Here is a 23,872-nt window from a genome sequence, read left to right as displayed (position 1 = left end):
GATCCTGAAAAATGACCGCCGAAACCCGTATCCACGAACTGCGTGCCGAACTCGACCAGCACAACTACCGCTACTACGTGCTCGACGAACCCAGCGTGCCCGATGCCGAATACGACCGCCTGTTCAACGAACTGAAGGCGCTTGAGGCTGAAAACCCCCACCTGGTAACCCCCGATTCGCCAACCCAGCGCGTCGGCGGCCAGGCGTTGTCCGCCTTCAGCCAAGTGCGCCACGAAGTGCCCATGCTCAGCCTGGGCAACGCCTTTGAAGAAACCGACCTGCGTGAGTTCGGCCGCCGCGTGGTAGAAGGCCTCGACCAGCCCGGGGCGGTTGACTACAGCTGCGAACCCAAGCTCGATGGCTTGGCCGTGAGCCTGCTGTACCGCGACGGCCAGCTGGTGCAGGGCGCTACCCGTGGTGACGGCACCACCGGCGAGGATATCAGCGCCAACGTGCGCACCGTGCGCAACATCCCGCTCAAACTGCAAGGCCAGGGCTGGCCGGCGGTGCTGGAGGTGCGCGGTGAGGTGTACATGAGCAAGGCCGGTTTCGACCGGCTCAATGCTGCCCAGGCCGAAGCCGGCGGCAAGACCTTCGCCAACCCGCGCAACGCCGCCGCCGGCAGCCTGCGTCAGCTGGACTCGAAGATTACCGCCAGCCGCCCGCTGGAATTCTGCTGCTATGGCGTTGGCCAGGTGTCCGAGAGCATCGGTGACAGCCACATCGGCACCCTCGAGCAGCTCAAGGCCTGGGGCCTGCCGATCAGCCGCGAGCTCAAGCACGCAGCAGGCATCGATGAATGCCTGGCCTACTACCGCGACATTGGCGAGCGGCGCAACAGCCTGCCTTACGAAATCGACGGCGTGGTGTTCAAGGTCAACAGCCTGGCGGCCCAGCGCGAGCTGGGTTTCCGAGCCCGTGAGCCACGCTGGGCGATTGCCCACAAGTTCCCGGCCATGGAAGAGCTTACCGAGGTGCTGGACGTCGAGTTCCAGGTTGGCCGCACAGGTGCCGTAACGCCTGTGGCGCGCCTTAAGCCGGTCAAGGTTGCCGGTGTGACCGTGTCCAACGCCACCTTGCACAACATGGACGAAATCGCCCGCCTGGGCCTGCGCATTGGTGACACGGTGATTATCCGCCGTGCCGGTGACGTAATCCCGCAGGTGATGCAAGTCGTGCTGGAGCGCCGCCCGGAAAATGCCCGCCCGGTACAAGTGCCGAGCGAGTGCCCGGTGTGTGGCTCGCAGGTCGAACGTACCCAGCTGGTCAAGCGCAGCAAAGGCAAGGAAACCACCAGCGAAGGTGCGGTGTACCGCTGTGTCGGTCGCCTGGCCTGTGGCGCCCAGCTCAAACAAGCGATCATTCACTACGTGTCGCGCCGTGCCATGGACATCGACGGCCTGGGTGAGAAGAGCGTCGAGCAACTGGTGGACGAAGGCTTGATCCGCTCGCCGGCGGATCTGTATAAGCTGGAGTTCGAGCAGATTGTCGGCCTTGAAGGCTTTGCCGAGGTGTCCAGCAAGAAGCTGCTGGACGCCATCGAAGCCAGCAAGCGCCCGAGCCTGGCGCGCTTCATCTACGCCCTGGGCATTCCGGATGTAGGCGAAGAGACCGCCAAGGTACTGGCCCGTTCGCTGGGTAGCCTGGCGCGCGTGCAGCAGGCGCTGCCGCAGGTGCTTACCTACCTGCCGGACATCGGCCTGGAAGTGGCCTACGAGATTCACAACTTCTTCGAAGACGAGCACAACCAGAAGGTCATCGAGCAGCTTCTGGCCAGCGGCATGCAATTACAGGACGAAGGCGAACTGGCTGCCGAGTTTGCTGCCAGCACCACCTTGGCCGGGATGATCGCCAAGCTCGACATCGCCTCGGTCGGCCCGACCGGTGCCGAGAAGCTCGTGGCCAAGCTCGACAGCCTGGACAAGATCATCGCCGCCGACGGCATCGACCTGCGCCAGGCCCTGGCGGCCAAGCAGGCTGACGCAGTGCGTGAGTTCTTCAAGGATGAAGCGAATCAAAAGCTGGCGCGGGACATCGAAGCCCAGTTGCTGGCGTTCGGCATGCATTGGAGCAGCGAGAAGAAGGTAGCCGAAGGCTTGCCGCTGGCCGGCCAGACCTGGGTGCTGACTGGTACGCTGGAGCGCATGAGCCGCGACATCGCCAAGGACAAGCTGGAAAGCCTGGGGGCCAAGGTGGCCGGCTCGGTGTCTGGCAAGACCCACTGCGTGGTGGCAGGGCCGGGGGCAGGCTCCAAGCTTGCCAAGGCAGCTGAGCTGGGCGTGAAGGTCCTGGACGAAGATGCCTTTGTCACATTCCTGGCCGAACAGGGCATTGCTATCTGAAGCCCTGCGCTATCCCGGACCCCAACATTCTGGCTCGATACCAAGAACCAGAAGCTTGTACGGTCCCTGTAGGAGCTGGCTTGCCGGCGATCACCGGCAAAGCCGGTGCCATCCACCGCGGTGCCTTCTTCGCGGGCACGCCCGCTCCCACAGGTTCCGCCCCGGTTCAGCGCCCATGCGCCTGACAAGTCATTGAGAAATGATGACTTTTTCTCCCTCAGAGGTTGTATCTGCCCTAAAGACCGGTACAATGGCGCCACTCGCTGCTCAGCGAGGCATGTAGTGGTGGCCCCGTCGGTCCCCCCGCATTGATTACCCGTTAACCTGGTCAGGCCCGGAAGGGAGCAGCCATAGCGGGAACATCGAGTGCCGGGGTGTGGCTGGTGGGGCCGCCTCCATTCTTTAAGTCCTTGAATTTAAAGGACTTACCTCGCTTGAAATCTCGAAGTGGACCAGTGCTTAGGCACATCGTAGTGGTGCACCATGCACCTATTCTAGCTTCGGATCACCCTGCCTCCAATGATTGATTTGCCATACTGGCTGCATTCTCGCCTTCTGCCTGTATCTTGACGTCAAATTTTTAGGCATAGCAAAATGCCTGTACTCTCGCTATCGTTCAATTTTGCCCCTACGTCATCGAGGGAATGATGCGATTTTCAGAATACTTCAATCTTGGCCTCACCCAGCCTTACTTGGACTTTCTAGATATAAAGTTGGATACAGACTTACCGGTTTTCTTAGAGCCAAGCGCTATAAAGGACTTGAATAGTCCATGGGGGAATGAGCTTGCATCGCTTTTGCAGACATTCTTTGAAGAGGTTCTGACGTTAATTCGGGATGGGAGCAATCAAAAGGCTCAAAACCTATTGTCCTCACTCAACGAGCGGAATGAATTTCACCTGGGGTATTCAGCCAATGAGTCGCGCGGACATGGATTTGGAAGTGGGTCTGCCAAAAGTGTTTGGGGAGCACTAAGCCAAAGCGCAGCAGTGAGGACCGGATTGTTGAAAGACTTGGAGGATACGGCGCTATTAATCCCGGGTATCGGAACAGATATGATATCGGATGCCATCTGTAATATTCTTCGTGGTCCACTAATCAAATATACGCAAGATATGTGCGATTTTTACGGCATCCCCCTAACTCCGGGTGTTGATTCAGGACCTATCTGGAATGCCGAGAAAGGGCGGTGGGATACGGGGTTAGTTCCGCTGCCCGTTACTTCTTTCGGTAAAGTAATCTTGGTTCCGAAAATACTTGTTAGGCAGCGTCTGGGCTATAAGTTTGAAGAGTACTACCGCCACTTTCTCTTGCCTCAAATGCAGCAAGAACATCTCAGTGCCCGCTCTGATTTAGTCGAGGTATTGAGTAGTGGTCGAGAACGAGTTACCAAGAAAGCGTTAATGGCTAGGTTTGGAAAGGATAAACTGGCCGCTGTAAGGGAGACTCAGGTTCGACCTCGAGTGCTCGATGAGTATAGGGAATATAAAGCGACAAAGGTCTCTGCTCCGATGACCCAGGAGCAGTTTTCAGAAGTCGAAGGTAATGAGCTCCCTGATTTGTCTTCTTTGGTGTCAGAGTTGAGGGCGCTGCTGCCAGGCAAAGATGACGCAGATAAGTACGAGAAGGTGATTGAAAAGATTTTTTCAGTTATTTTCTATCCCTCGCTATGCAATCCGAAAAAACAGACGCAGTTGCATGCGGGGCGTAAGAGGGTTGATATTACATACACCAACGAAGCTAAAACCGGCTTTTTTTCATGGCTTTCTTTGCACTACTGCGCGCCGCTGATTTTTGTGGAGTGCAAGAATTATGGTAAGGAATTAGGTAACCCTGAAATTGATCAGCTGTCGTCTAGATTCAGTCCTAGTAGAGGTCAAGTTGGTATTTTAGTATGTCGATCTATTCAGGATAGGGCGCTTCTGTTGCAGCGTTGTAAGGATACAGCTCAAGATAGGCGAGGCTACATGATGGTACTTGATGATGAGGATATTGCAGCCCTGGTAAAGGTTTATGAAACCAATCCTGCAGAGATTTTTAAGGAGTTTAGACGTCAGTGGGACCTGTTAATAAATTAAGCTGGACTTATGTTCGCAATGGCTAAGTAATTTTTACTGACCAGCACCTGTGTTGGTGAGTTGTGTAAAGGGGCGGGAATCAGCGGAAAAGTGGCCACCTGCCCTTCGGTGCTTGAAGCCATTTCCTGAAAGCCTAGGTTTCACTGATGGACGCTTCGCGCCGCACAGCACGCCGTGATCGACAAGTAATGCGCAAGCCATTATAGGGCATACATCAGTTGTGATTACTTTTGAGCAGTATGGTGGAGGGGGCCGCAAGAAACCATCGCAGCGCTGCTCAAAGAATGACTCATAGATGTCCATAGTAACGTGCGTGGATTTTGAGGGGGGGTGAGGCATAGAGGATGGTTCCCTGCTGCGCTTCGTTCTTGCATAGGATCCTCCCCTGCATCCCTCACGAGCAATGTGCGATTCCGCCATGAGTGGCATTCTGCTATATTGCCCGGGAGGCATGAATAAGTGTTTATGCCTATTTTTCTGTGCACTTGGAAACAGTGGGCGGCGATCTACAAGGCTTTTTAAGTCAGCAGTTATTGTGATCGCATGGTTCGATACCGAATCAATAATAAGGCGTAGCTAGCACGAACTCGATGCTGAGAAGAGCTTCGATGTCAAACGTACAATATGGATATGGGTTGTTGTCAAGCAGGAGTCGCAATGTCGGATTGGATAACAGATAGTCAGGATGAACAGAATTTTGAGGGGCTTATTAGGGATGCGGATCAAATTCACATTCCGATTTTTCAGCGGAGCTACGTTTGGAAAAATAAGCAATTAGCTGAGCTTTTGGCTGACATAGACCAGGTAAGGTCAGGAGTAGAAGAAACCCAATTCATGGGGGCTATCGTTGCTTATGAAAAACCATTTAGGGGGAATGCTGTAGGTCGTATGCGAGCCCTGGAGATAGTTGATGGGCAACAACGAATACTTACTTTGTATGTGTTCGTAATGGCTTTGGTGGAATGCATTGCTTCGTTTGATAAGGACGAGGCCCTTGAGCTTGTGCGTCTTTATCTACTGCTGCCCTCTCGACGTGGCCTTGAAATCACAACTAGAATCGTTCCGGCGTTCGCTGATCGTAGCCAGTTTAGAATTATTTGGGATCGTATAAATAGCCCGTCGATTTTGCAAGATAAGTTGGCTGACGTCCAGTTACTTCTACCTCCGCCAAGTGGGGGTGCAGAAGGTGAACTTCTAAGTCAGTATGAACGCATACTGCGGCATATTAAGTCGGAGTTAAGCGTAGATCCTGATAATTCATTGGAGCATCTGCGTGAAATGCTTGGGATTGTAACTGGGCATCTTTCCTTTGTGCACCTTAAACTAACTGATGCATCGGCTGCGACAAAGATTTTTGAAAGATTGAATTTTAGAGGCGTGAAGGTTGGTGTTGTTGATCTTGTAAGGAATGAGGTGTTTGCGAGTTTGGCAGAAGATCCTGTTAATGCTCAGCGTGTTTTTGATCACATTTGGAGTCCTTTTGAAGCTGCTTTTGTCGGCAGGGCGGAGCACTTCTTCTTTCCCTATTGCCTGATTCAAGATAGCAATACCAGGAAGTCGGAGCTATTCATGCAACTCAGGGCTTCTTGGAAGGGGTTAGCGCCAGAGCAGATGATCAACGATATGAAGCCTCTTCAAGGGCCATTTTTGGCCATTGATCAGACAGGTTATCAATCGGGTAGTAAGGAAATTTCCAGGCGATTAGATCGCTTGGTACGCCTACGTCGCCCAGCTTCAGTATATCCATATGTTATGTCGATGCTTCTTGAGTATGAACGATCCTCCATCAAAGAGAAAACTGTGGTTGAGCTTCTGGACGCATTGGAATCGTTTTTGATTCGGCGAGCTATCGTTGGGTTGGAGCCGACAGGATTGCATGCCGTATTCAAGGGGCTATGGGGGCAAATGAAAAATCACAATGTCAGTGAGTTTAAGCGGCAGATTAAAGCACGGCCAACTATTCAGTGGCCTAGTGATGGTGACGTCAAGGGTGCGATTGAGAAAAGGGCTTTGGCGAGGGCGAATGTTTGTGGGTATATCTTGGTCGAGTATGATCAAAGCTTGAAGGGGGATAACCCTCCATTGTTGCCAACTATAGAGCATATTCTCCCACAGACTTTAGGGGAAGGGTCTGAATGGGCAAAAGTTTTTAATAAGGAGCAGCATAAGCATATGAAGGATCTTTTGGCGAATGTTGTGCCGTTATCCTCGCCATTGAATTCCTCTCTCCAAGATTCGCCGTATAATGTGAAAAAAGCCAGATATAAAAAAGAGTCGATGTTTACTACTCCGAGAGCATTGGCCGATAAGTGGGCTGGTTGGAATCCGAAGTCAATTGAGCAGCGAACTAAAGTTTTAGCTGAATGGGCGATAGCTAGGTGGCCAGTTTCAATTTGATCTGGGAAATAGGTCGTGAGCTTGAGCTTTGACCCCTTCAGCGAAACTCTTGCTGCGGCCTACGGGGGGTCGAGTTATTCATGGCCATGCGATCCTTTCGGGGATCGCCTTTTGATGAATGTCCAGGCAGCCCATCATGGCCATGATTGGTTCCATACCAAGTCTAGCTGCTAATTTTTCCGGTCGGATAATCTAGGGGTTTATTTACAAATTTTTCCCGGCACCTTGTCTTGGCGGTAGTGGCACTCGAATAGCCTATTACGGACTATCAGATCGGGAGCGGGCGAGTCGGTGAAAACCTTATAACAGGTGATCGGGATTAAGAGCCATTACCGTGCCAAGTTGATGCCGACAGCCAGAAGCGGCAAATATCGCAGGCGATGAAATGCCCCACTGAAGGGGTTAGTTGCGGAAGCTTTCTATCGCAGACGTAATGGCATCCGCGTTAGTGTCGAGGGCCTGGAGACAGGCCATTGTGCTGTCGTGGACATTCACAGATCCTCGCTGGCTAGCCCACGTACTGACTTCCTCTATCGCTGCCCTCAAGGCAGTCTGGTTCATATGCAGCAACTCCAACGTGTTCGCTATTGCTGCGTCCCGGTCTTCCATGGTTTGCTAATTCTGGGGCTGATACCGCAGCGTAGGGGTTTACAGCACCCTGTTCCAGTGGTGCTTGAATGTATCCACTCCTTACTCCTGGGGTACTTGGCCGGCCTTCTCCAGCGCCTCTTTCTTGTCCATCCAGGGTTGGTAATCCGCCTCAGTGAGATCAGGGCCGTTGGGCATGTGGGATTGCTCAATCTTCTCATCGAGGATTGCGTATTCTTTCCTGAACGCTTCGTGTGCTGCCTCCAGGGCGTTCAACTGGCGAACCTTCTGTACCGTCGTGGTACTGCACTTCAACAGCTCGGCCACCTTCCGGATGCTCTTTCCGTCTGCCAGTAGTTCACTAACTCGCTTGTGCAGGTCAAGGTTAGCTGGACGGCCTTTGTATGCACCATCTGCTTTGGCTGTAGCGATGCCCTGGGCCTGACGTCGGCGGCGGTCTTCGTAATCTTTGCGTGCTACCACTGCGAGTATGTCCAGCAACATGCCGTTCACAGCTGCAATCATCCCCTTGGTGAAGTCATCCATTCCCTCGGCTGGCTTCAAGGCCGCGTGACTGGTGCTTAGGTCAACGGACACTACAGTCACCTTCTTGGCCGCGATCCTAGCCTTCAGCAATGCCCAATCGTCCTGACTTAGCCTGGATAACCGATCTACCCCTTCGATCAACAGCACGTCACCTTCGTGGCTGTCGTCCAGAAGGCGGAACAACTGGGGGCGTTCAAGTTTGGCGCCGCTGGCGTTCTCGATGTAGAACGCTGCGATCTTATGACCTTGCTCAGCAGCGAAGTCGATCAACGATTGCTTGGCCCGTGTCGCGTCCTGTTCGGAGGTGGATGCCCGAAGATAAGCACGGATGAACATAGTAGGTTGCTCTGTGACAGTTTGGGTGTATCACATATTACTGTGTCATATAAGGTTGGTAAAGGTATTTAATGACACGGTTTCGAGGGCACTATCCGCACCTTTCATACCGTTGCACCTGTAGCACCTCAAGTACACCCTAAACCACACAGTGAACAGTAGGTCGTGGATGTGCTAGAACGCATCAACCTGGCAAAAGGAAAGGAAGCATTCTCATGAATATGCATAAAGCACTTCTAGCTGTTGCCATCGCTCTACCAGGCTATGTCTACGCGGGTGGATTTAGCTCTGATCAACTCTGCAAGGCAGCGATAGCGATGGAGATGGGCCGACCAGCAGACACCATGAAAACTATGCGACGGGGTGATATGCCCGAAATAAGTTATAGGCGCCCTGATGGTGATCGTTTTCGTTACAGATGCAAGGTAGTTGGGGATCGGATCATCTGGTCAGCCTTCTTTACTGACACTGCCAGTTGGGGGCGTTGGCGTGAAGGTGAGTGGGATGCTGCGCTAACGTTTCAGGTGGCGGGTGAAACCCTCTATGTAACTTCGTCTGAAACAGGCCTTACTCAAACCTTTACCAAGACTGACTTCTGAAAGCAGCGGGCAGAGTAGCAAGTAAGTACCGCATAACCATGTTTTTTCTGTGGTTAAAGGCTAGCGGGGGCGTATGGCTAAACCCAATCCTCCGCAATGCCAATGAATTCAGGGCGTGCGATGAAAATTGCTGGTCGTAGGGGCGCATGCTGCCAGTACCGACGGTAGTTAACTGGTAGTTACCGAATTAGTTTTTGACCGAATCACAGGCCTTCAAACAGGGCTGAAATACTCACGCCCAGGGCGTCAGCTAACACCTTGATGGCATTGATGGATGGGTTGGCACCACCCGTTTCGATGCGAGACATGTAGGTTCGGGCGAAGCCGCACCGATCTGCGAACGCTTCCTGGCTCATGCCCATAGCCATGCGGAGCACCCTGACTCGGGTGCCGAATTGCTTCTGGAGCGCTGGTGAAGGGGGAGGTGCAGGCATTCCCCAATGGTCAGCGAGTGTGCTTTAATCGTGAACACACTAATCGTGACATGCAGGTCAGTTAGGCATCCAAAGCGGTGCCCCACACGGACCCTCTAAGTCAGTCCACGGTGTACGGCGTCGATGCCCAGTCAAAGGCAGTCGTCGGGTAAGTCAGCGAGTCCAGTTAGTCGGCAAGTCCAGCGAGTTGAGCAAGTCCCGCAAGTCCCGCAAGACCCAAAACCATGCTTACTCAACAAGCTGCTTAGCAGAGGACGACTCATGACTGATCAAAATGTAGCCAATGACCAAACGGTTTGTGTTCCACGGTATGCCTTTGAGGCGTTGGCGGCGTATACCGCCCTGAACGAGGATAAGGTGGCAGTGATGCTCCTTCTCCTGATGCGTATGGACAGTAACCGTGCGGTGAGTGTCGACACCACGCTGCTACCTGATTTTCTTACGGTCAGTGAGGAGCGGGTGCACCGGGCAATCTCAAGCCTCATCGAGTACGGCTGGGTGGAGTCGGTTGATGAAAAAGCACTGCGGCTTGGATTTCTCAAATGCGTAGTCCATTCGGCATTCACTAACTCGGATTTCCAGACTTTGAAACAAGTGCTCGCTAACAACCGGTTTTCGTTTGGGGTTTGAGAGGTGCACCCTGACTTACCTCGACAAGATCGGGTAGCCAGGTAAGCAGCATCCAGCAGTGGTTGTGGAGTGTTCGTAATGCAGCACTGCCGCAGCCCCTGCGGGGTTTGAATTCAATACCCTAACCCGACGATACCTTTTCTCCCATGCCTCAGTGTGTGGCAGGTAGAAGCGTTGGTGTAGCCGGGTTCGACCATGTACAGGAAGTAGACGATGAAATTGATGTTTCAAGGTGTGTTTGTGGTTGGTGCACTGCTGCTGTCAGGTTGTGATGACTCAACTTCCAAAGCACGTATTGCGTTGGAGGCGCAGATGACTGACCCCCAGTCCGCTCAATACCGGAACGAGCAGGTGAAGCCATGGGGTGTTGTATGCGGTGAGGCAAACGTAAAAAACTACGCTGGTGGTTACATTGGATTTACTCCGTATATTGCGTTTCCAATGGATGGGGATGATTGGGAGGCGGTGGTTATGGATGATAAGAATTTTGATTACGTTAGTCCCCTATGTGCAAAGTCACCGATTGAGTTGTACAGGGCAGAAGTCTTGCCAGAGTCGGTGAAGGGGTGGTATGTCATGCTGCTGCCATCACCAGATGACCATGGCGTCCTGAACCTCGAGGATGTAACTAAGCTGAATAAGCTAGGCTACAAGGTCATAGTTTCGAAGGCAGGTAAGGGATACCTAGGCCCGTTCAAGGATAAGAAGTCTACTCAAGTTGTAGGTTACTCAATGGCAGTGGTGGCTGGTATAAGTTGGTTTTCCTCCCAGTGGATGTTCTAGTAGAGGATGCAGTGGAAAGTCTAAGTTGAATGGTAGGGGTGGTTGGGGCACGTCCGCCCACCCTGATTGAATTGCAACGTACCGTTGCGGGTACACATTAAGTATTAAATTAACTTTGTGTTGGAGGGTGTGGGGCAGGAGCCAAAGCCCCACCATCTTTCTGGGTTGCAAATCTGAGTATGTTAATTGTGACGCAGTGCGTCACGGATCAATTTGTTTAAGTGGATTAATCTTGAGGTGGAGGAGGGGTATCACCCTCCTTCCCCTGCTTAATGTAACGTTACGCGATGTGCCTGCGGCACAGGTTAACTTCGTCGTGACGTGCGTCACGGTTAATACGTTAAATTGATTTTATTTTAAGGTGAGGGAGGGGTGCTGCCCTCCGTCTCCTGCTAGATATAAAGTTGTTCAACGTGCCTTCGGCACGGGTTTGTTTTATTTTGGCATGCGTGTTACATATAGTTAAATAAAGCTCGTAAGTTTCAAGGGTGAAGGGGCACCCTTCATGCTCTGTATGACCATGTACTGAGATGGGGGCTATAAAAATTGGATCGTGCTTGGGGTGTAACCTTTCCTAAGAAGTCTTTTAGGATATGTTACAGGTCACGCTGCTTTAAGGGCGGTTTTTATTAGAGCAATTTTTGCCCTGGAAACACCAGTTGCTTTGTTGATTGCTACGGCGCTTTCATTTAGTTCCAGACGCCTCTGAACCTCTGCTTCTTTTTTCTTGCAGAGTGTTCTCCCGTCACTTTGCATGGGTATCGAGTCTGCTAGGGACCATTCAACAGTGGCTCCTGGAAAGTAAGTGGACTTAAAGTATTCTGCAACTCGGTAATCAGGGACGTAAAAGGTGATCTCATCGGTGTTGCTCGGAATGCGTACAGCTGAGCGAGCCGCTGCTTGTAAAGCTGGCTCCAGCAGTCTGGTAGTGATAAATGCACTTTCGAACTCAATTCCGTATTTGGTTTCCAGGTATGCTATTCCTTTGCTGTCCGATGGGCTTGGATTGCCTCCGAACATGATGATTGCTTCTGTGGCATGTGTATACTGGTTCAGGCCTCTGCAATCTTTGGGCAGGTAGCAGACATCGGGTGTGTGTTCTAGTTTGGCCCATTTATTTGCTAAGAGTAACGGGGTGGACTTGACGTGTTTCATGATTAGTTTGAGTGCAATGTTTATTTTCGTCTCATCATTGTGGGGGTAAAGCATTTTGGCTTTGCTGAAAATTTCTCCCTTACGCATAATGGGGTAGATTTTAATCCTGCATTTGTAGGGCAAATGGTCGGGTGTGAGGGGTGAATCTGCAAATTCAAAGTTATTGGCCTTGGCAAGCACATGGAACTCAGTCTTCAATACATTGGCGGCAAGAATGTGACTCTCTCTAGCTGATGTGAAAATCCTCCACCAGGACTTAATTTCCTCCACTGCCCGTACATGTCGCTTTTTATTGTGCTGCATCTCATCAATGAAAACTTCAACACCCATTAGTAACAGGCGGAATACTTGTGCTCCTGAGTTTCCAAGTGTCGAGCAGTCTGTGCCATTAGCGTCTGACCTGTTTGTTGCTAATTGCTTTTCCACCTTCTCCTTCTCGCCCTCTTTGATAAATAATTGTCCGCCTTTTTCGTAAAGGTAATCAAATAGGCGTTTAAGCTCTAAAGGGTCCAAGGGGTAGTCGTGGTACTCGACGACCTTTGGAAGTTCGTCAACGATAACCGTCCAGCAAGCTAGTAACTTTGGGTTCGCCTTTTTTAATGATTCTTGTGTGCATATGATAAGGTAATCGTTCTTTTCCCATAGTGCCTGCTCTAGGCAATCAACTACGCGAGTATCGCAACCATGGTAAATGGCTTGGTATGACAGCCCGGCGTCAGATGCTCGAAATGCTACTTCCTTGATTAAAGCGATGGTAGGTAGTGCGAGGACTAGCAGCTTTCCGTCTAGGGTTAGTTTGGGGATGTTGTCGAGAAGTTTTTGCGTTTTGCCTGAGCCTGGTGCTGCGATAGCGGTGTAAATGATTTTTTTTACTTGCATATTGTATGGGGCGTCTGATTTCGTGTGGTTCTGTAATATGTTTTACGTGTTCTTTAGGTGGAGTCTTTCCACAATGCCTGGTGGGCATGGGGTGAATAATGAATCTAAGTGTGGGGCGGGACTTAAGTGCGGTAGTCCTGTTGGCGCTGATGATACGGGTTTGGTTTTGGGCGTCAACAAGAATCTAATGGTGTAGTTGCGGCCTGAATGTGAACATGTAAAGTTATTACTTTGGTCTGGCTTTAATGTTTATATTGGTTTTCTGACGGCTGATTAGCTGCGTTGGTTGTGTCATGTGATTAGATTTCTGGTGTTGTCATGGGGTGGTTTATCTCTGTCTGGTTGGGACCGGCAGCGCCGCTGTGGGCAGCCAGAAAAGCCGACGTTCTTGGTATCGGCGCCAGCGGTTTCCCATCATTTAGCTAGCGGGATTCGCAGCTAGGAAGCCGCCACCGCTATGTCATACGCCAGTGAGCGTTACAAGCTGATATGCGACAACGCTTCCAGCATCGCCCTGATGGGGTTACGGCTCCCATAGACGCTGAACGTCACCGCTGCATCTTCGTGTCCAGCGATACGTTTGATTAGAGAATCCTGCACCCCGGCATCCCGTAGGTCATCGATAAGGGTATGGCGGAAGCTGTGGAACGTCTTGCGACCATCGGTGACGCCCTGTTTGGTCTTGTAACGACCAAACCATTTTGATGGGGCATGGCCCAGCTTGCCTCGAACGGCTTCCAGTTCAGGAAACACCCGATCAGCACCGGTAGCCTTGACCGATTCAATGTGCTGGAGCAGGCCCATATCTAGCAGGCTAGGGTGTAAAGGAATCACGCGACGACTGCTGGCGTTTTTGAGGTTTTGGCCCGCACCGTTGTCATCAATGCGGATGCACTGGATTCCCTGTTGTTCGATAAAGTCATCGACACGCAATTGGCAGAGTTCTTCCAATCGCGCCCCCGTGGCTCTCCCCAGCAACGGAAGCCAGTAGCGCCAAGGATTCTTGCGGGCTTCTTTTCGCAATGCCTCATGATCCAGTAGGGCTACCAGGTCGTGGCGGTCAAATGACAGGCGTGCTTCCTTTGCCGATCCCGTCATGACCTTCATGCCAGCCAGAGGGTTGTCAGTAACGTACCCGTTCGCTTTGCACCAGTTCACAAAGGCGGTGAGCTTGCGTAGTCGGTTGTTCACCGTGACGGCGGTGATGGTCTTGTAACTGCTACCCGATTCGACCACTTCTCGCAGAGTCTTCCCCTTGAACTCGGGGCGTAGCCCGAAGTATTGGGGGCACTGGCTCAGCCGCTCTTTTAGTATGCGAGCTTGTTGTGGATCGAAGGCTGCCGCAGGCATGTCACCCATCAGCTCGAACAGGTCGGCTAGTGCACGTTCCACATCGTCGATACTGCCTTGCCGCCATGTACCACCGCGTTTGCCTTCCTCTATATAAAGCTTGGAAAGGGTTGCCAGGGTAGGACCGCTACTTGCTGGCTTCGCTGTGGGCGCCACAGCTTGCTTTGATGCAGTGCAGGGTAATGGCCTGGGGGATGAGTCGCGCCATTGCACGCAAAGCACACGCAGCGTTTCAGGAGGCGTTAGGGGGTGCTCGTTCAAGTGGCTGCTCACTCGCTGAGCCAGTGAGGTTGCAAGGTACAAGGCTGCCTGCCGCTCTCGCACTCGCAGGGAAATACGCAGGGTGTGCCGGTTGGGGAATAGGTGCTTTGGCAGTCGAAGGTTGAGGTAGTAAACGGACTGGCGGCGGACGATGTAGGCCATGAGGGAACACCAGAGTGGACCAGTAAAGTGGACCAATTGAGTGGAACAATTCTGGTCACACCCCAAGCTCTGAGAGACCGTGCTGAGTGTCTGCACGGGTAGATGGCTAGCTACCTCATCAGCCTGAAACCCTTGCCTCATAAGGCCCGCATTGATTCCCGAGCATGCTTGCATGCCACCTGGTCAGGCCCGGAAGGGAGCAGCCATAGCGGGAACATCGAGTGCCGGGGTGTGGCTGGTGGGGCCGCCTCCATTTCTGGGGTCGGAAAACATCAGTCTGCAACGAACGCCTTCGTTCTTGCCTGCTTTTCGCCCAATGCTCCGGCCGCCGACAGCTTCATCAGCCGCTGGAATTTCGGGCATGCCAGATGATCCTCCTCCGGGCACTGCGCCGCATGCCGCAATCCCTTGCTCATCGCTTGCAACCGCCTGATTCGCGCATCCAGTTCGTCCGCCTTGGCGATCAGCATCTGCCGGTCGACCTGCAGGTCCACCAGCATCGCCCCCACTTCATCCAGCGAAAACCCAGCAGCCTGCCCCAGGGCGATCAGTGCCAGCCGGTCTGCCACATCAGCCGCAAACTGCCGCCGCTGGCCGCGCCCGGCCAGCGACTTGAGCAGGCCTTTCTTCTCGTAGTAACGCAGTGTCGATGCGGGTACGCCTGTGCGTTTTGCGACGTCGGCAATGTCCATTTCGGGCCCTTGACTTGAAGTTGACTTCAACTTCTATGCTGCGCGGCATGGGTAATGATCGTCAACCTTCGAGGGCTTGTTCAATGACGTTTACTGCGATGTTTTTAGCTGCGTTGCCGATTGGCATCGGTGCCACGGTAGTGATGGACCTGTGGGGGTTACTGCTGAGGCGGTTGGGTGTGGCAATGCTGAACTTTGCCATGGTTGGGCGTTGGGTGGGGCATCTGTTAGGCGGGCGAGTGTGGCACCAAGCGATTGCCAAAGCGGAACCGGTGCGAAATGAGTTGGCGTGGGGATGGGTGATTCATTACGCCACTGGCGTGCTTTTCGCGTTGCTGCTGGTTGTGATCGCAGGGGAGAGCTGGTTGCGGTCACCTACTCTTTTGCCAGCAGTACTTGTGGGTGTGGGCACAGTCGTGGCACCGCTGTGCTTCATGCAGCCGGCGATGGGAGCGGGGTTCTTTGCGTCCAGAACGCCGACACCTGCGCGTAACTGCCTGAAGAGCCTGGTTACGCATTTTGTGTTTGGCGTGGGGTTGTTCTTGGGTGCGGGGTTGCTGGCTTCGGTGTAAGGGCAGTGAGTTCGGTCAGAGCGAGCGCACAATCAGCATACCTGCTATCAGTAGTACCAAGGCAAACCCTGCACCTATGCTAAGCGGGATTAAAGCCTCCCACGGGGAGGATTCTCTGAGCTTGCGTATCTCCTCAGCAAGCATCTCCGCTTCGCTGTGTAACTGCTCAGAGGGGTTTTGGGCAGGGCGGGGCATTTGGGACTCCTTACACCTGGGTTGATGAAGACTCAAAGTTTGCTGGTCAAAGCCATGATGCCCGCGACGGCTGTCACCACCGTCGCTCCAACCAATAGCGGGTACCAAAACGTCTCTCGCTTGAGCTTACGCGTTTCTGCCACGAGTTTGTGAGTCTCGGCGACAAGCTTGCTGTTTCCAATTTGTAACTTTTCAAGTTCGAGGTGTTTACGATCATCCTGAAGCATCGGCCTGTCTATTCTGATGGGGCGAATGTGCCATGGGGCGTGCTTCATTGTGTGCGGTTTTGTTTGGGGGCGAAACCGCCGTCTTCCATTGGTGTTGTAGTCCAATTGCCCTCAAGATCGTCATGGTTGCGGGCCATGCAGATTGCCTGGGGGCAGGCGGATGCGGTGGCATTGGCGTTTGAGCGCCGAAGCCAATGATTTGGTCTTGAAGTAAGTCGGGATAGCAGGGATATCGAGTAACCCTGTGGGAGCGGGTTCACCCGCGAAGCAGGCGCCGCGGTGGATGGCACCGGCTTTGCCGGTGTTCGCGGGTGAACCCGCTCCCACAGGAGGGCGCGCAAGCTTCGCGAGGGTTTTGCCTTCCATCAGATGGGCCGGATCAGGGCCGGGCCACAGACATGTTGTCCGGGTCGCCAGCTCCCCCATACCGTTGCACAATCCGCTCGATCTCCCCTGACTGCTTCATTCGTACCAGCGCCCGCAACAGCGCTTGTGTCGGTATCGCCGGGTCGTTGCGCACCATGCACCCCAAATCCTGTTCTTCCAACACCGCCAGCGCCTGCAATTGCTGCTCGGCTGGCAGGCCTTGGTTGAACCACTGCAACGACAGCTGGTTGCTCACCGCATGCCGATACCGCCCGGCCTGCAGCTTTTGCAGCACCAGCAACTGGCTGCGGCTGTCCTCACGGTGCAGTTGGCCCTTGTCCAGTAGCGGTTGCAGGGTTGAGTAGGTGTAGCCCAGCACCGTGCCGATAGCCTGGGGTGGCAGCTGCTCCGGGGGCATCGGGGTGCTGTCGCTGAGGCGGCCAACCAGCACGTCGCGCTGGTGAATCAGCGGGATACTCCACACAAAATCCCCCGGCCGGTCATTGAGCCATCGGGTGCTGACGTAGCAACGCACGTCGATGTCGCCGCTGCTCATCGCCTCCTCCAGGCGCAGGCGGGCCATGACGTGGTACTCGGCACGAGCGCCCACTTCCTTGGCAACGGCCTGTGTCAGGTCGTAAAGCAACCCCTCCACTGGCTGGTCGCCTTCAAGGCGCACCAGTGGCATGCTCCAGCTCTCTGCCACGGAGAAACGCAGCACCGGCTGTTCAGCCAGGGTGTAAGCGGACCAGAGCATCAGAAGCGCCAGCAGAATTGGCAAAGGCGTATCCTCCCTGAACAACGCGCCTGCCTCAAAGCGTAGACGACGCGCGCAGGGTGCAATTTTGCCCCCGCTCCGCTAGCATTAGCGATCTTCCGCTCGATCAGGCTACGATGGTTTTTCGATGAGTTATCAGGTTCTTGCACGTAAATGGCGTCCGCGCTCGTTCCGCGAAATGGTCGGCCAGGCCCATGTGCTGAAGGCCTTGATCAATGCCTTGGACAATCAGCGCCTGCACCACGCCTACCTGTTCACCGGTACCCGGGGCGTGGGCAAGACCACCATCGCCCGTATTATCGCCAAGTGCCTGAACTGCGAGACCGGCATCACCTCCACGCCGTGCGGCACCTGTTCGGTGTGCCGTGAAATCGACGAAGGCCGCTTCGTCGACCTGATCGAGATCGACGCCGCCAGCCGCACCAAGGTCGAGGACACCCGCGAACTGCTGGACAACGTGCAGTACGCCCCGAGCCGTGGGCGCTTCAAGGTCTACCTGATCGACGAAGTGCACATGCTCTCGACCCACTCGTTCAACGCCTTGCTCAAGACGCTGGAAGAGCCGCCGCCCTACGTCAAGTTCATCCTCGCCACCACCGACCCGCAGAAGCTGCCGGCCACCATCCTGTCGCGCTGCCTGCAGTTCTCGCTGAAGAACATGAGCCCGGAGCGGGTGGTTGAACACCTCAGCCACGTACTGGCCGCCGAAAACGTGCCGTTCGAGCCGGATGCCCTGTGGCTGCTGGGCCGTGCGGCCGATGGCTCGATGCGTGACGCCATGAGCCTGACCGACCAGGCCATCGCCTTTGGCGAAGGCAAGGTGCTGGCCGCTGACGTGCGGGCCATGCTTGGCAGCCTTGATCACGGCCAGGTCTATGGCGTGTTGCAGGCGTTGCTCGAAGGCGATGCCCGTGCTTTGCTGGAGGCCGTGCGCAACCTGGCCGAGCAGGGCCCGGACTGGGCTGGCGTGCTGGCCGAGATGCTTAACGTGCTGCACCGAGTTGCCATTGCCCAGGCGCTGCCGGAAGCGGTGGACAACGGCCAGGGCGACCGCGAGCGGGTGCTGGCGCTGGCTTCGGCCTTGCCCGCCGAGGACGTACAGTTCTATTACCAGATGGGCCTGATCGGCCGCCGAGACCTGCCATTGGCGCCGGACCCGCGTGGTGGTTTCGAGATGGTCCTGCTACGCATGCTGGCGTTCCGCCCGGCCGATACCGACGACGCGCCGAAACCGGTGCTAAAGCCAGTGGGGATCAGCCAAGCCACAGCTGATCCTGCAACGCCGGTGGCAGCCTCGGTGTCGGCCGAGCGCTCATCGCCTGTCGCGGCCGTACCGGCAGAGCCTGTGGCGGCTGCCCCACAGCTCGAAGTGCCTGCACCTGCGACAGCCGACCATGAGCCGGAGGCCGAGCCAGACGTTGAGCTGCAGGCCGAGATCGAGGCCATTTCCGTACCCGAGCCTGTCGCAGAGGTGGTCGACCTGCCGTGGGAAGAGCCGGCAGCTGCACCCGCGCCGGTAGCGGCTGAACCTGCGCCTGTGCCCGCACCAGCGCCCGAGCCTGTTGCCCCGGCGCCGGCACCACAGGCCACCGCGACCCACGACGAGCCGCCTTTCGATCCCTCCGCCTACGCAGCCGTAGGCATGGATCGCGACGATGAGCCGCCGCTGGATGAAGACTACTACGGTGGTGAAAGCGACCCGGTCGGTTTCAGCTACCTGGACGAGTTGGCCGAACATGTGCAGGAAGAGGTGTCCAAGCCGGCGGCCGAACCGCTGCCGGCAGCCAAGCCGGCCACCGGGCTGGCCCTGCAATGGCTGGAATTATTCCCACAGTTGCCTGTGTCCGGGATGACAGGCAACATCGCTGCAAACTGTACGCTGATTGCCGCCGATGGCGACGATTGGCTGCTGCACCTGGACCCTGGCCAGGGCGCGCTGTTCAACACGACCCAGCAGCGGCGCCTGAACGAAGCGCTCAACCAGCACCTGGGGCGCACGCTGAACCTGCGCATCGAGTTGATCCTGCCCGAGCAGGAAACCCCGGCCCAGGCGGCGTCGCGCAAGCGTGCAGAGCGCCAGCAGGACGCGGTCAGCTCGATCGAGCAGGATCCGTTGATCCAGCAGATGATCAAGTTGTTCGGTGCCAAGGTGCGGCAGGATACTATTGAGCCTGTAGAGGCCCTGGCCAAACAGGGCCAGTAACGGATAACCATGCGGCTGGCCCTGCGCCGGGCCGCATCACATGACCCAATCGAGGTATACCCCATGATGAAAGGTGGCATGGCCGGCCTGATGAAGCAGGCCCAGCAGATGCAGGAAAAGATGCAGAAAATGCAGGAAGAGCTGGCCAACGCCGAAGTCACCGGCCAGTCCGGTGGCGGCCTGGTGAGCGTGGTGATGACCGGTCGTCACGACGTCAAGCGCGTCAGCATCGACCAAAGCCTGATGTCGACCGACGAGGACGACAAGGAAGTGCTGGAAGACCTGATCGCCGCCGCGCTGAACGATGCCGTGCGCAAGATCGAGCAGAGCAGCCAGGAAAAGATGGGCGGCATGACCGCCGGCATGCAGCTGCCGCCGGGCTTCAAGATGCCGTTCTAAGGGCATTGCGAGACCGGAAACCGCCGCTGACATCAGCGGCGGTTTTTTTTGCGAAGATTTCAACTCAGGCGCGGTCTGCTCTTAATGTGGGGGCAACTGTTTTGTGCAAGGCAGTTGCTCTCACATAACAGCAGGCCGCGCAGGCGTTGGGTGATGTGATTTGACGCCGCTGCCCACGCTGGGTATAAACCGCCTCTTATTGATTTGTCAGGCCATCCCCATGAGCTTCAGCCCCCTCATCCGCCAACTGATCGACGGCCTGCGCATCCTGCCAGGTGTCGGTCAGAAAACCGCCCAGCGCATGGCCTTGCAACTGCTGGAGCGTGACCGCAGCGGCGGCCTGCGCCTGGCCCAGGCCTTGACCCAGGCCATGGAAGGGGTTGGCCATTGCCGCCAGTGCCGCACCCTGACCGAGCAGGAACTGTGCCCGCAATGCGCCGACACGCGCCGTGACGATACCCAGCTGTGCGTGGTCGAGGGGCCGACCGATGTGTATGCGGTGGAGCAGACGGGCTACCGTGGCCGTTACTTTGTGCTCAAGGGGCACCTGTCGCCGCTGGACGGCCTGGGGCCGGAGGCAATTGGCATTCCGCAGCTGATGGCACGCATCGAGGAGCAGGGCACCTTCACCGAGGTGATCCTGGCGACCAACCCGACGGTGGAAGGGGAGGCGACGGCGCATTACATCGCGCAGTTGCTGAGCGAGAAGGGGCTGGTGGCGTCCCGGATTGCCCATGGTGTGCCGCTGGGCGGCGAGCTGGAGATGGTGGATGGCGGGACCTTGGCCCATGCCTTTGCAGGGCGCCGGCCAATTTCGCTCTGATTCAAAAATGCTGGGGCCGCTTTGCGGCCCATTCGCGGGACAAGCCCGCTCCCACAGGGAAGCACGGCTACACCTGTAGGAGCGGCCTTGTGCCGCGATGGGCTGCAAAGCAGCCCCAAAAGCCAACTCAGTATTCGCTGAGGGTGAATTCGGTCAGGCAGAAGGTTGGCACACCCGCGGCCTGAAGCCTGCGCGAGCCCTCCAGCTCCGGTAGATCAATGATCGCCGCCGCCTCGAACACCTGCGCCCCGGTACGACGCACCAGGTTGGCCGCCGCCAGCAGCGTACCGCCAGTGGCGATCAGGTCGTCGAAAATCAACACCGAATCCCCTTCGCACAGGCTGTCGGCATGCACTTCCAGGAAGGCTTCGCCGTATTCGGTCTGGTAACCCTCGCTCAGCACGTCAGCCGGCAGCTTGCCTTGCTTGCGGAACAGGATCAGCGGCTTGTTCAACTGGTGGGCGATGATCGAACCAATCAAGAAGCCCCGCGCGTCCATGGCACCAATGTGGCTGAACTCAGCCTCGACATAGCGCTCGATGAACTGGTCGGCCACATAGCGCAGCCCGCGCGGCGATTGGAACAGCGGGGTGATGTCGCGGAAGATCACGCCCGGTTTGGGGAAGTCCACTACCGGGCGGATCAGGGCTTTGAGGTCGAAGGCGTCGCTGTGCATTGTTGCGGGTATCCTGGGAAAACGAATGCCCAAGTATACCCGCTAAACGCCGGCCTCAGGCTTCGATTGCGCCACCGGCCAGCGCGCACAGCTGGATCGGGTCAAGGATGTGCACTTCCTTGCCTTCGGCGCGCAGCAGGCCGTTCTGCTGGAAGCGGGTGAACACTCGCGACACGGTTTCTACCGCCAGGCCCAGGTAGTTGCCGATTTCGTTGCGCGACATGCTGAGGCGGAACTGGTTGGCCGAATAGCCGCGGGCGCGGAAGCGCGCCGACAGGTTGACCAGGAAGGTGGCAATGCGCTCGTCGGCAGTCTTCTTCGACAGCAGCAGCATCATTTGCTGGTCGTCGCGGATTTCCCGGCTCATCACCCGCATCAGCTGGCGACGTAGCTGCGGCAGTTGCACCGACAGCTCGTCAAGCCGCTCGAAGGGGATTTCGCACACCGAGGTGGTTTCCTGGGCCTGGGCCGACACCGGGTAAGCTTCGGTATCCATGCCCGACAGGCCGACCAGCTCGCTGGGCAGGTGGAAGCCGGTAATCTGCTCTTCGCCGCTGTCGCTGAGGCTGAAGGTTTTCAGGGCACCGGAACGTACGGCGTAGACCGAGCCGAAATTGTCACCTTGGCGGAACAGGAACTCGCCTTTTTTCAGCGGCCGGCCACGCTTGACGATTTCATCCAGTGCATCCATGTCTTCCAGGTTCAGCGAAAGAGGCAGGCACAGGGGGGCCAGGCTGCAATCCTTGCAATGGGCCTGGTTGTGTGGGCGCAGTTTGACTGGCTCGGACATTTGAATCGATCCTTGTGGGAAAGCACACATAAGTCGTAAGGGTAACCCACGACACAGGGTGTAGGCCAGCGTGCGCGTTGATGGTGCGCCCTGGCGAAACCCCGGCAGACGTCCTGCCGGGAGTCCTTGTGTGCCCATAGTGTGCCTGGCAAGGAGGCTTGTCCATGCGGTTGAACGACTCGGTTTTCAGATAACCCGCGAGAAACGCTGGCGGTTGTGCATCGCCAGGTAGGCGTCGAACACCATGCATACCGAGCGCGCCAGCAGGCGGCCGGCCGGCAGGATGCGGATGCCCTTGTCGTCCAGGTTGATCAGGCCGTCGCGCTGCAAGGTCAGCAGCTCGGGCCAGAGGTCGTTGAAGTAACCGCGAAAATCGATGGTAAAGGCCTGTTCGATGGGTTCGAAGTCCAGCTCGAAGTGGCAGATCAGTTGCTGGATCACCGCGCGCCGGATGCGGTCGTCGTGGTTGCACAGCAAGCCGCGCTGGGTGGCCAGCTGGGCGTTGGACAGGCTCTCCTGGTAGGTGTTGAGGTCGCTGCTGTTCTGGCAGTACAGGTCGCCGACCTGGCTGATGGCCGAGACCCCCAGGCCGATCAGGTCGCAGTGCCCGTGGGTGGTATAGCCCTGGAAGTTGCGCTGCAGGGTGCCTTCTTCCTGGGCCATGGCCAGTTCGTCGTCTGGCAGGGCGAAGTGGTCCATGCCGATGTAGCGGTAGCCGGCGGCGGTCAGCTGCTCGATGGTGGCGTGCAGCATTTCCAGCTTGGTGGCCGGGCTGGGCAGGTCGTTGTTGTCGATGCGCCGCTGTGGCATGAAGCGCTCGGGCAGGTGGGCATAGTTGAACACCGACAAGCGGTCGGGTTGCAGGCGGATCACTTCTTCGACGGTGCGCGCAAAGCCTTCCGGGGTTTGCTTGGGCAGGCCGTAGATCAGGTCCAAATTGACCGAACGGAACTGCAGGGTACGTGCAGCCTCGATCAGTGTGCGGGTTTGCTCAAGGCTCTGCAGGCGGTTGACCGCACGCTGCACGGCCGGGTCGAGGTCCTGTACGCCCAGGCTGACGCGGTTGAAACCCAGCTCACGGAGCAGGCCCATGGTCGACCAGTCGGCCTCGCGGGGGTCGATCTCGATGCCGTAGTCGCCGGAATCGTCGTCCAGCAGGTGGAAGTGCTGACGCAGGGTGGCCATCAGCTGGCGCAGTTCCACATGGCTGAGGAACGTTGGCGTACCGCCGCCAAAATGCAGCTGTTCAACCCGCTGCTTGGGGCCCAGGTGGCAGGCGATCAGCTGGATTTCCTGCTCCAGGCGCTGCAGGTACGGCGCGGCGCGCGCGCGGTCCTTGGTGATGACCTTGTTGCAGGCGCAGTAGTAGCAGATGTTGGCGCAAAACGGCACGTGCACGTACAACGACAGCGGGCGCACGGCTCGACGGCTCTCGCGCAGGGCGTGGAGCAGGTCGAACGAGCCCACCTCGCTGTGCAGTTGCACGGCGGTCGGGTAGGAGGTGTAGCGTGGCCCGGCCAGATCGTAGCGGCGGATCAGGTCGGTATCCCAACGTAGGTCGTCGAGCATGAGGGCGGTCCCCGGAAAGAGCAGCAGTGTTCCGGAGTCTAT

At 56.2% G+C, this 23,872-nt stretch carries 19 protein-coding genes, 1 other RNA gene and 1 pseudogene; 11 read left to right on the top strand and 10 right to left on the bottom strand.

Annotated elements, in window-relative coordinates:
• Positions 1 to 11: 11 nt before the first annotated feature.
• The 4 genes from ligA (at position 12) to ABI582_RS26730 (ending at position 6,817) form a co-directional block, all read left to right on the top strand.
• Complete coding sequence (gene ligA, locus ABI582_RS26745) at positions 12 to 2,342, top strand: NAD-dependent DNA ligase LigA (RefSeq protein ID WP_442120772.1); 2,331 nt, start codon at positions 12 to 14, stop codon at positions 2,340 to 2,342.
• Between the two features lie 292 nt (positions 2,343 to 2,634).
• Positions 2,635 to 2,731: signal recognition particle sRNA small type (ffs, locus tag ABI582_RS26740), an RNA gene on the top strand.
• Between the two features lie 258 nt (positions 2,732 to 2,989).
• Positions 2,990 to 4,420, top strand: a complete 1,431-nt coding sequence (locus ABI582_RS26735; RefSeq protein ID WP_442120771.1) for a hypothetical protein — start codon at positions 2,990 to 2,992, stop codon at positions 4,418 to 4,420.
• 657 nt (positions 4,421 to 5,077) lie between these two features.
• Positions 5,078 to 6,817: a DUF262 domain-containing protein gene (locus ABI582_RS26730; RefSeq protein ID WP_442120770.1), complete on the top strand. Its 1,740-nt coding sequence runs from the start codon at positions 5,078 to 5,080 to the stop codon at positions 6,815 to 6,817.
• A gap of 867 nt (positions 6,818 to 7,684) precedes the next feature.
• Here the strand turns inward: ABI582_RS26730 and ABI582_RS26725 are convergent.
• A pseudogene (locus ABI582_RS26725) lies at positions 7,685 to 8,287 on the bottom strand (recombinase family protein); the annotation flags it as partial.
• A 215-nt stretch (positions 8,288 to 8,502) separates the two neighbouring features.
• Between ABI582_RS26725 and ABI582_RS26720 the strand changes: the two are divergent.
• The gene (locus ABI582_RS26720; protein ID WP_442120769.1) at positions 8,503 to 8,886 is read left to right on the top strand and encodes a hypothetical protein; all 384 of its coding nucleotides are present in this window, start codon (positions 8,503 to 8,505) and stop codon (positions 8,884 to 8,886) included.
• 203 nt (positions 8,887 to 9,089) lie between these two features.
• On the opposite strand, the gene ABI582_RS26715 is transcribed toward ABI582_RS26720, so the two are convergent.
• A complete protein-coding gene (locus tag ABI582_RS26715; protein ID WP_442120768.1) occupies positions 9,090 to 9,320 on the bottom strand; it encodes a helix-turn-helix domain-containing protein in 231 nt (76 codons plus the stop codon).
• Positions 9,321 to 9,581: 261 nt separating this feature from the next.
• On the opposite strand from ABI582_RS26715, the gene ABI582_RS26710 reads away from it, so the two are divergent.
• Both ABI582_RS26710 and ABI582_RS26705 read left to right on the top strand, forming a co-directional pair.
• Positions 9,582 to 9,950 carry a hypothetical protein gene (locus ABI582_RS26710; RefSeq protein WP_442120767.1) on the top strand — a complete coding sequence of 123 codons (369 nt, stop codon included), beginning with the start codon at positions 9,582 to 9,584 and terminating at the stop codon, positions 9,948 to 9,950.
• A gap of 213 nt (positions 9,951 to 10,163) precedes the next feature.
• A complete protein-coding gene (locus ABI582_RS26705; protein ID WP_442120766.1) occupies positions 10,164 to 10,733 on the top strand; it encodes a hypothetical protein in 570 nt (189 codons plus the stop codon).
• A gap of 603 nt (positions 10,734 to 11,336) precedes the next feature.
• Here the strand turns inward: ABI582_RS26705 and ABI582_RS26700 are convergent.
• The 3 genes from ABI582_RS26700 to ABI582_RS26690 all read right to left on the bottom strand — a co-directional run bounded on the left by ABI582_RS26700 (position 11,337) and on the right by ABI582_RS26690 (position 15,232).
• Positions 11,337 to 12,767, bottom strand: a complete 1,431-nt coding sequence (locus ABI582_RS26700; protein ID WP_442120765.1) for a hypothetical protein — start codon at positions 12,765 to 12,767, stop codon at positions 11,337 to 11,339.
• A 477-nt stretch (positions 12,768 to 13,244) separates the two neighbouring features.
• Positions 13,245 to 14,540 (bottom strand): tyrosine-type recombinase/integrase, encoded by a 1,296-nt coding sequence (locus tag ABI582_RS26695; RefSeq protein ID WP_442120764.1) that lies wholly within the window; start codon positions 14,538 to 14,540, stop codon positions 13,245 to 13,247.
• Positions 14,541 to 14,812: 272 nt separating this feature from the next.
• The gene (locus ABI582_RS26690) at positions 14,813 to 15,232 is read right to left on the bottom strand and encodes a helix-turn-helix domain-containing protein (RefSeq protein ID WP_403013678.1); all 420 of its coding nucleotides are present in this window, start codon (positions 15,230 to 15,232) and stop codon (positions 14,813 to 14,815) included.
• An 83-nt stretch (positions 15,233 to 15,315) separates the two neighbouring features.
• Here ABI582_RS26690 and ABI582_RS26685 point away from each other — a divergent pair, with 83 nt between their 5' ends.
• Positions 15,316 to 15,804, top strand: a complete 489-nt coding sequence (locus tag ABI582_RS26685) for a DUF2938 domain-containing protein (RefSeq protein WP_442120778.1) — start codon at positions 15,316 to 15,318, stop codon at positions 15,802 to 15,804.
• 227 nt (positions 15,805 to 16,031) lie between these two features.
• On the opposite strand, the gene ABI582_RS26680 is transcribed toward ABI582_RS26685, so the two are convergent.
• Both ABI582_RS26680 and ABI582_RS26675 read right to left on the bottom strand, forming a co-directional pair.
• The gene (locus tag ABI582_RS26680; protein ID WP_019472861.1) at positions 16,032 to 16,226 is read right to left on the bottom strand and encodes a hypothetical protein; all 195 of its coding nucleotides are present in this window, start codon (positions 16,224 to 16,226) and stop codon (positions 16,032 to 16,034) included.
• Between the two features lie 379 nt (positions 16,227 to 16,605).
• Positions 16,606 to 17,349, bottom strand: coding sequence for a substrate-binding periplasmic protein (locus ABI582_RS26675; protein WP_442120763.1), 744 nt, complete (start codon positions 17,347 to 17,349; stop codon positions 16,606 to 16,608).
• Between the two features lie 148 nt (positions 17,350 to 17,497).
• Between ABI582_RS26675 and dnaX the strand changes: the two genes are divergently transcribed.
• From dnaX to recR, 3 genes are all read left to right on the top strand, one after another.
• Entirely contained in the window at positions 17,498 to 19,573 is a 2,076-nt protein-coding gene (dnaX, locus tag ABI582_RS26670) for a DNA polymerase III subunit gamma/tau (RefSeq protein WP_442120762.1), read from the top strand.
• 63 nt (positions 19,574 to 19,636) lie between these two features.
• Complete coding sequence (locus ABI582_RS26665) at positions 19,637 to 19,972, top strand: YbaB/EbfC family nucleoid-associated protein (RefSeq protein WP_016488349.1); 336 nt, start codon at positions 19,637 to 19,639, stop codon at positions 19,970 to 19,972.
• Positions 19,973 to 20,192: 220 nt separating this feature from the next.
• Entirely contained in the window at positions 20,193 to 20,795 is a 603-nt protein-coding gene (recR, locus tag ABI582_RS26660; RefSeq protein ID WP_114170166.1) for a recombination mediator RecR, read from the top strand.
• Between the two features lie 127 nt (positions 20,796 to 20,922).
• Here the strand turns inward: recR and ABI582_RS26655 are convergent, their stop codons facing one another.
• The 3 genes from ABI582_RS26655 to hemN all read right to left on the bottom strand — a co-directional run bounded on the left by ABI582_RS26655 (position 20,923) and on the right by hemN (position 23,830).
• Positions 20,923 to 21,471, bottom strand: a complete 549-nt coding sequence (locus ABI582_RS26655) for an adenine phosphoribosyltransferase (protein WP_019473383.1) — start codon at positions 21,469 to 21,471, stop codon at positions 20,923 to 20,925.
• Between the two features lie 55 nt (positions 21,472 to 21,526).
• Positions 21,527 to 22,261, bottom strand: a complete 735-nt coding sequence (gene fnrA, locus ABI582_RS26650; RefSeq protein ID WP_012273416.1) for a Crp/Fnr family transcriptional regulator FnrA — start codon at positions 22,259 to 22,261, stop codon at positions 21,527 to 21,529.
• Between the two features lie 186 nt (positions 22,262 to 22,447).
• On the bottom strand, positions 22,448 to 23,830 hold the full coding sequence (gene hemN, locus ABI582_RS26645; protein ID WP_442120761.1) for an oxygen-independent coproporphyrinogen III oxidase: 1,383 nt from the start codon (positions 23,828 to 23,830) through the stop codon (positions 22,448 to 22,450).
• Positions 23,831 to 23,872: the final 42 nt, after the last annotated feature.

Source organism: Pseudomonas sp. SAS7 (assembly GCF_052112345.1).
In the GTDB taxonomy this organism is placed as follows: domain Bacteria; phylum Pseudomonadota; class Gammaproteobacteria; order Pseudomonadales; family Pseudomonadaceae; genus Aquipseudomonas; species Aquipseudomonas putida_Q.
This window is presented reverse-complemented; position numbering and strand designations above follow the sequence as displayed.

Bases quoted from the DNA above. Each gene is read 5' to 3' on its own strand.
- ABI582_RS26685 (WP_442120778.1), top strand. From the start codon at position 15,316: ATGACGTTTACTGCGATGTTTTTAGCTGCGTTGCCGATTGGCATCGGT.
- ABI582_RS26710 (WP_442120767.1), top strand. From the start codon at position 9,582: ATGACTGATCAAAATGTAGCCAATGACCAAACGGTTTGTGTTCCACGG.
- ABI582_RS26720 (WP_442120769.1), top strand. From the start codon at position 8,503: ATGAATATGCATAAAGCACTTCTAGCTGTTGCCATCGCTCTACCAGGC.
- dnaX (WP_442120762.1), top strand. From the start codon at position 17,498: ATGAGTTATCAGGTTCTTGCACGTAAATGGCGTCCGCGCTCGTTCCGC.
- ABI582_RS26675 (WP_442120763.1), bottom strand. From the start codon at position 17,349: ATGCTCTGGTCCGCTTACACCCTGGCTGAACAGCCGGTGCTGCGTTTC.
- ABI582_RS26655 (WP_019473383.1), bottom strand. From the start codon at position 21,471: ATGCACAGCGACGCCTTCGACCTCAAAGCCCTGATCCGCCCGGTAGTG.
- ABI582_RS26690 (WP_403013678.1), bottom strand. From the start codon at position 15,232: ATGGACATTGCCGACGTCGCAAAACGCACAGGCGTACCCGCATCGACA.
- ABI582_RS26700 (WP_442120765.1), bottom strand. From the start codon at position 12,767: ATGCAAGTAAAAAAAATCATTTACACCGCTATCGCAGCACCAGGCTCA.
- ABI582_RS26695 (WP_442120764.1), bottom strand. From the start codon at position 14,540: ATGGCCTACATCGTCCGCCGCCAGTCCGTTTACTACCTCAACCTTCGA.
- ABI582_RS26730 (WP_442120770.1), top strand. From the start codon at position 5,078: ATGTCGGATTGGATAACAGATAGTCAGGATGAACAGAATTTTGAGGGG.
- fnrA (WP_012273416.1), bottom strand. From the start codon at position 22,261: ATGTCCGAGCCAGTCAAACTGCGCCCACACAACCAGGCCCATTGCAAG.
- hemN (WP_442120761.1), bottom strand. From the start codon at position 23,830: ATGCTCGACGACCTACGTTGGGATACCGACCTGATCCGCCGCTACGAT.
- ABI582_RS26665 (WP_016488349.1), top strand. From the start codon at position 19,637: ATGATGAAAGGTGGCATGGCCGGCCTGATGAAGCAGGCCCAGCAGATG.
- ABI582_RS26715 (WP_442120768.1), bottom strand. From the start codon at position 9,320: ATGCCTGCACCTCCCCCTTCACCAGCGCTCCAGAAGCAATTCGGCACC.
- ABI582_RS26735 (WP_442120771.1), top strand. From the start codon at position 2,990: ATGCGATTTTCAGAATACTTCAATCTTGGCCTCACCCAGCCTTACTTG.
- ABI582_RS26680 (WP_019472861.1), bottom strand. From the start codon at position 16,226: ATGCTTCAGGATGATCGTAAACACCTCGAACTTGAAAAGTTACAAATT.
- recR (WP_114170166.1), top strand. From the start codon at position 20,193: ATGAGCTTCAGCCCCCTCATCCGCCAACTGATCGACGGCCTGCGCATC.
- ABI582_RS26705 (WP_442120766.1), top strand. From the start codon at position 10,164: ATGAAATTGATGTTTCAAGGTGTGTTTGTGGTTGGTGCACTGCTGCTG.
- ligA (WP_442120772.1), top strand. From the start codon at position 12: ATGACCGCCGAAACCCGTATCCACGAACTGCGTGCCGAACTCGACCAG.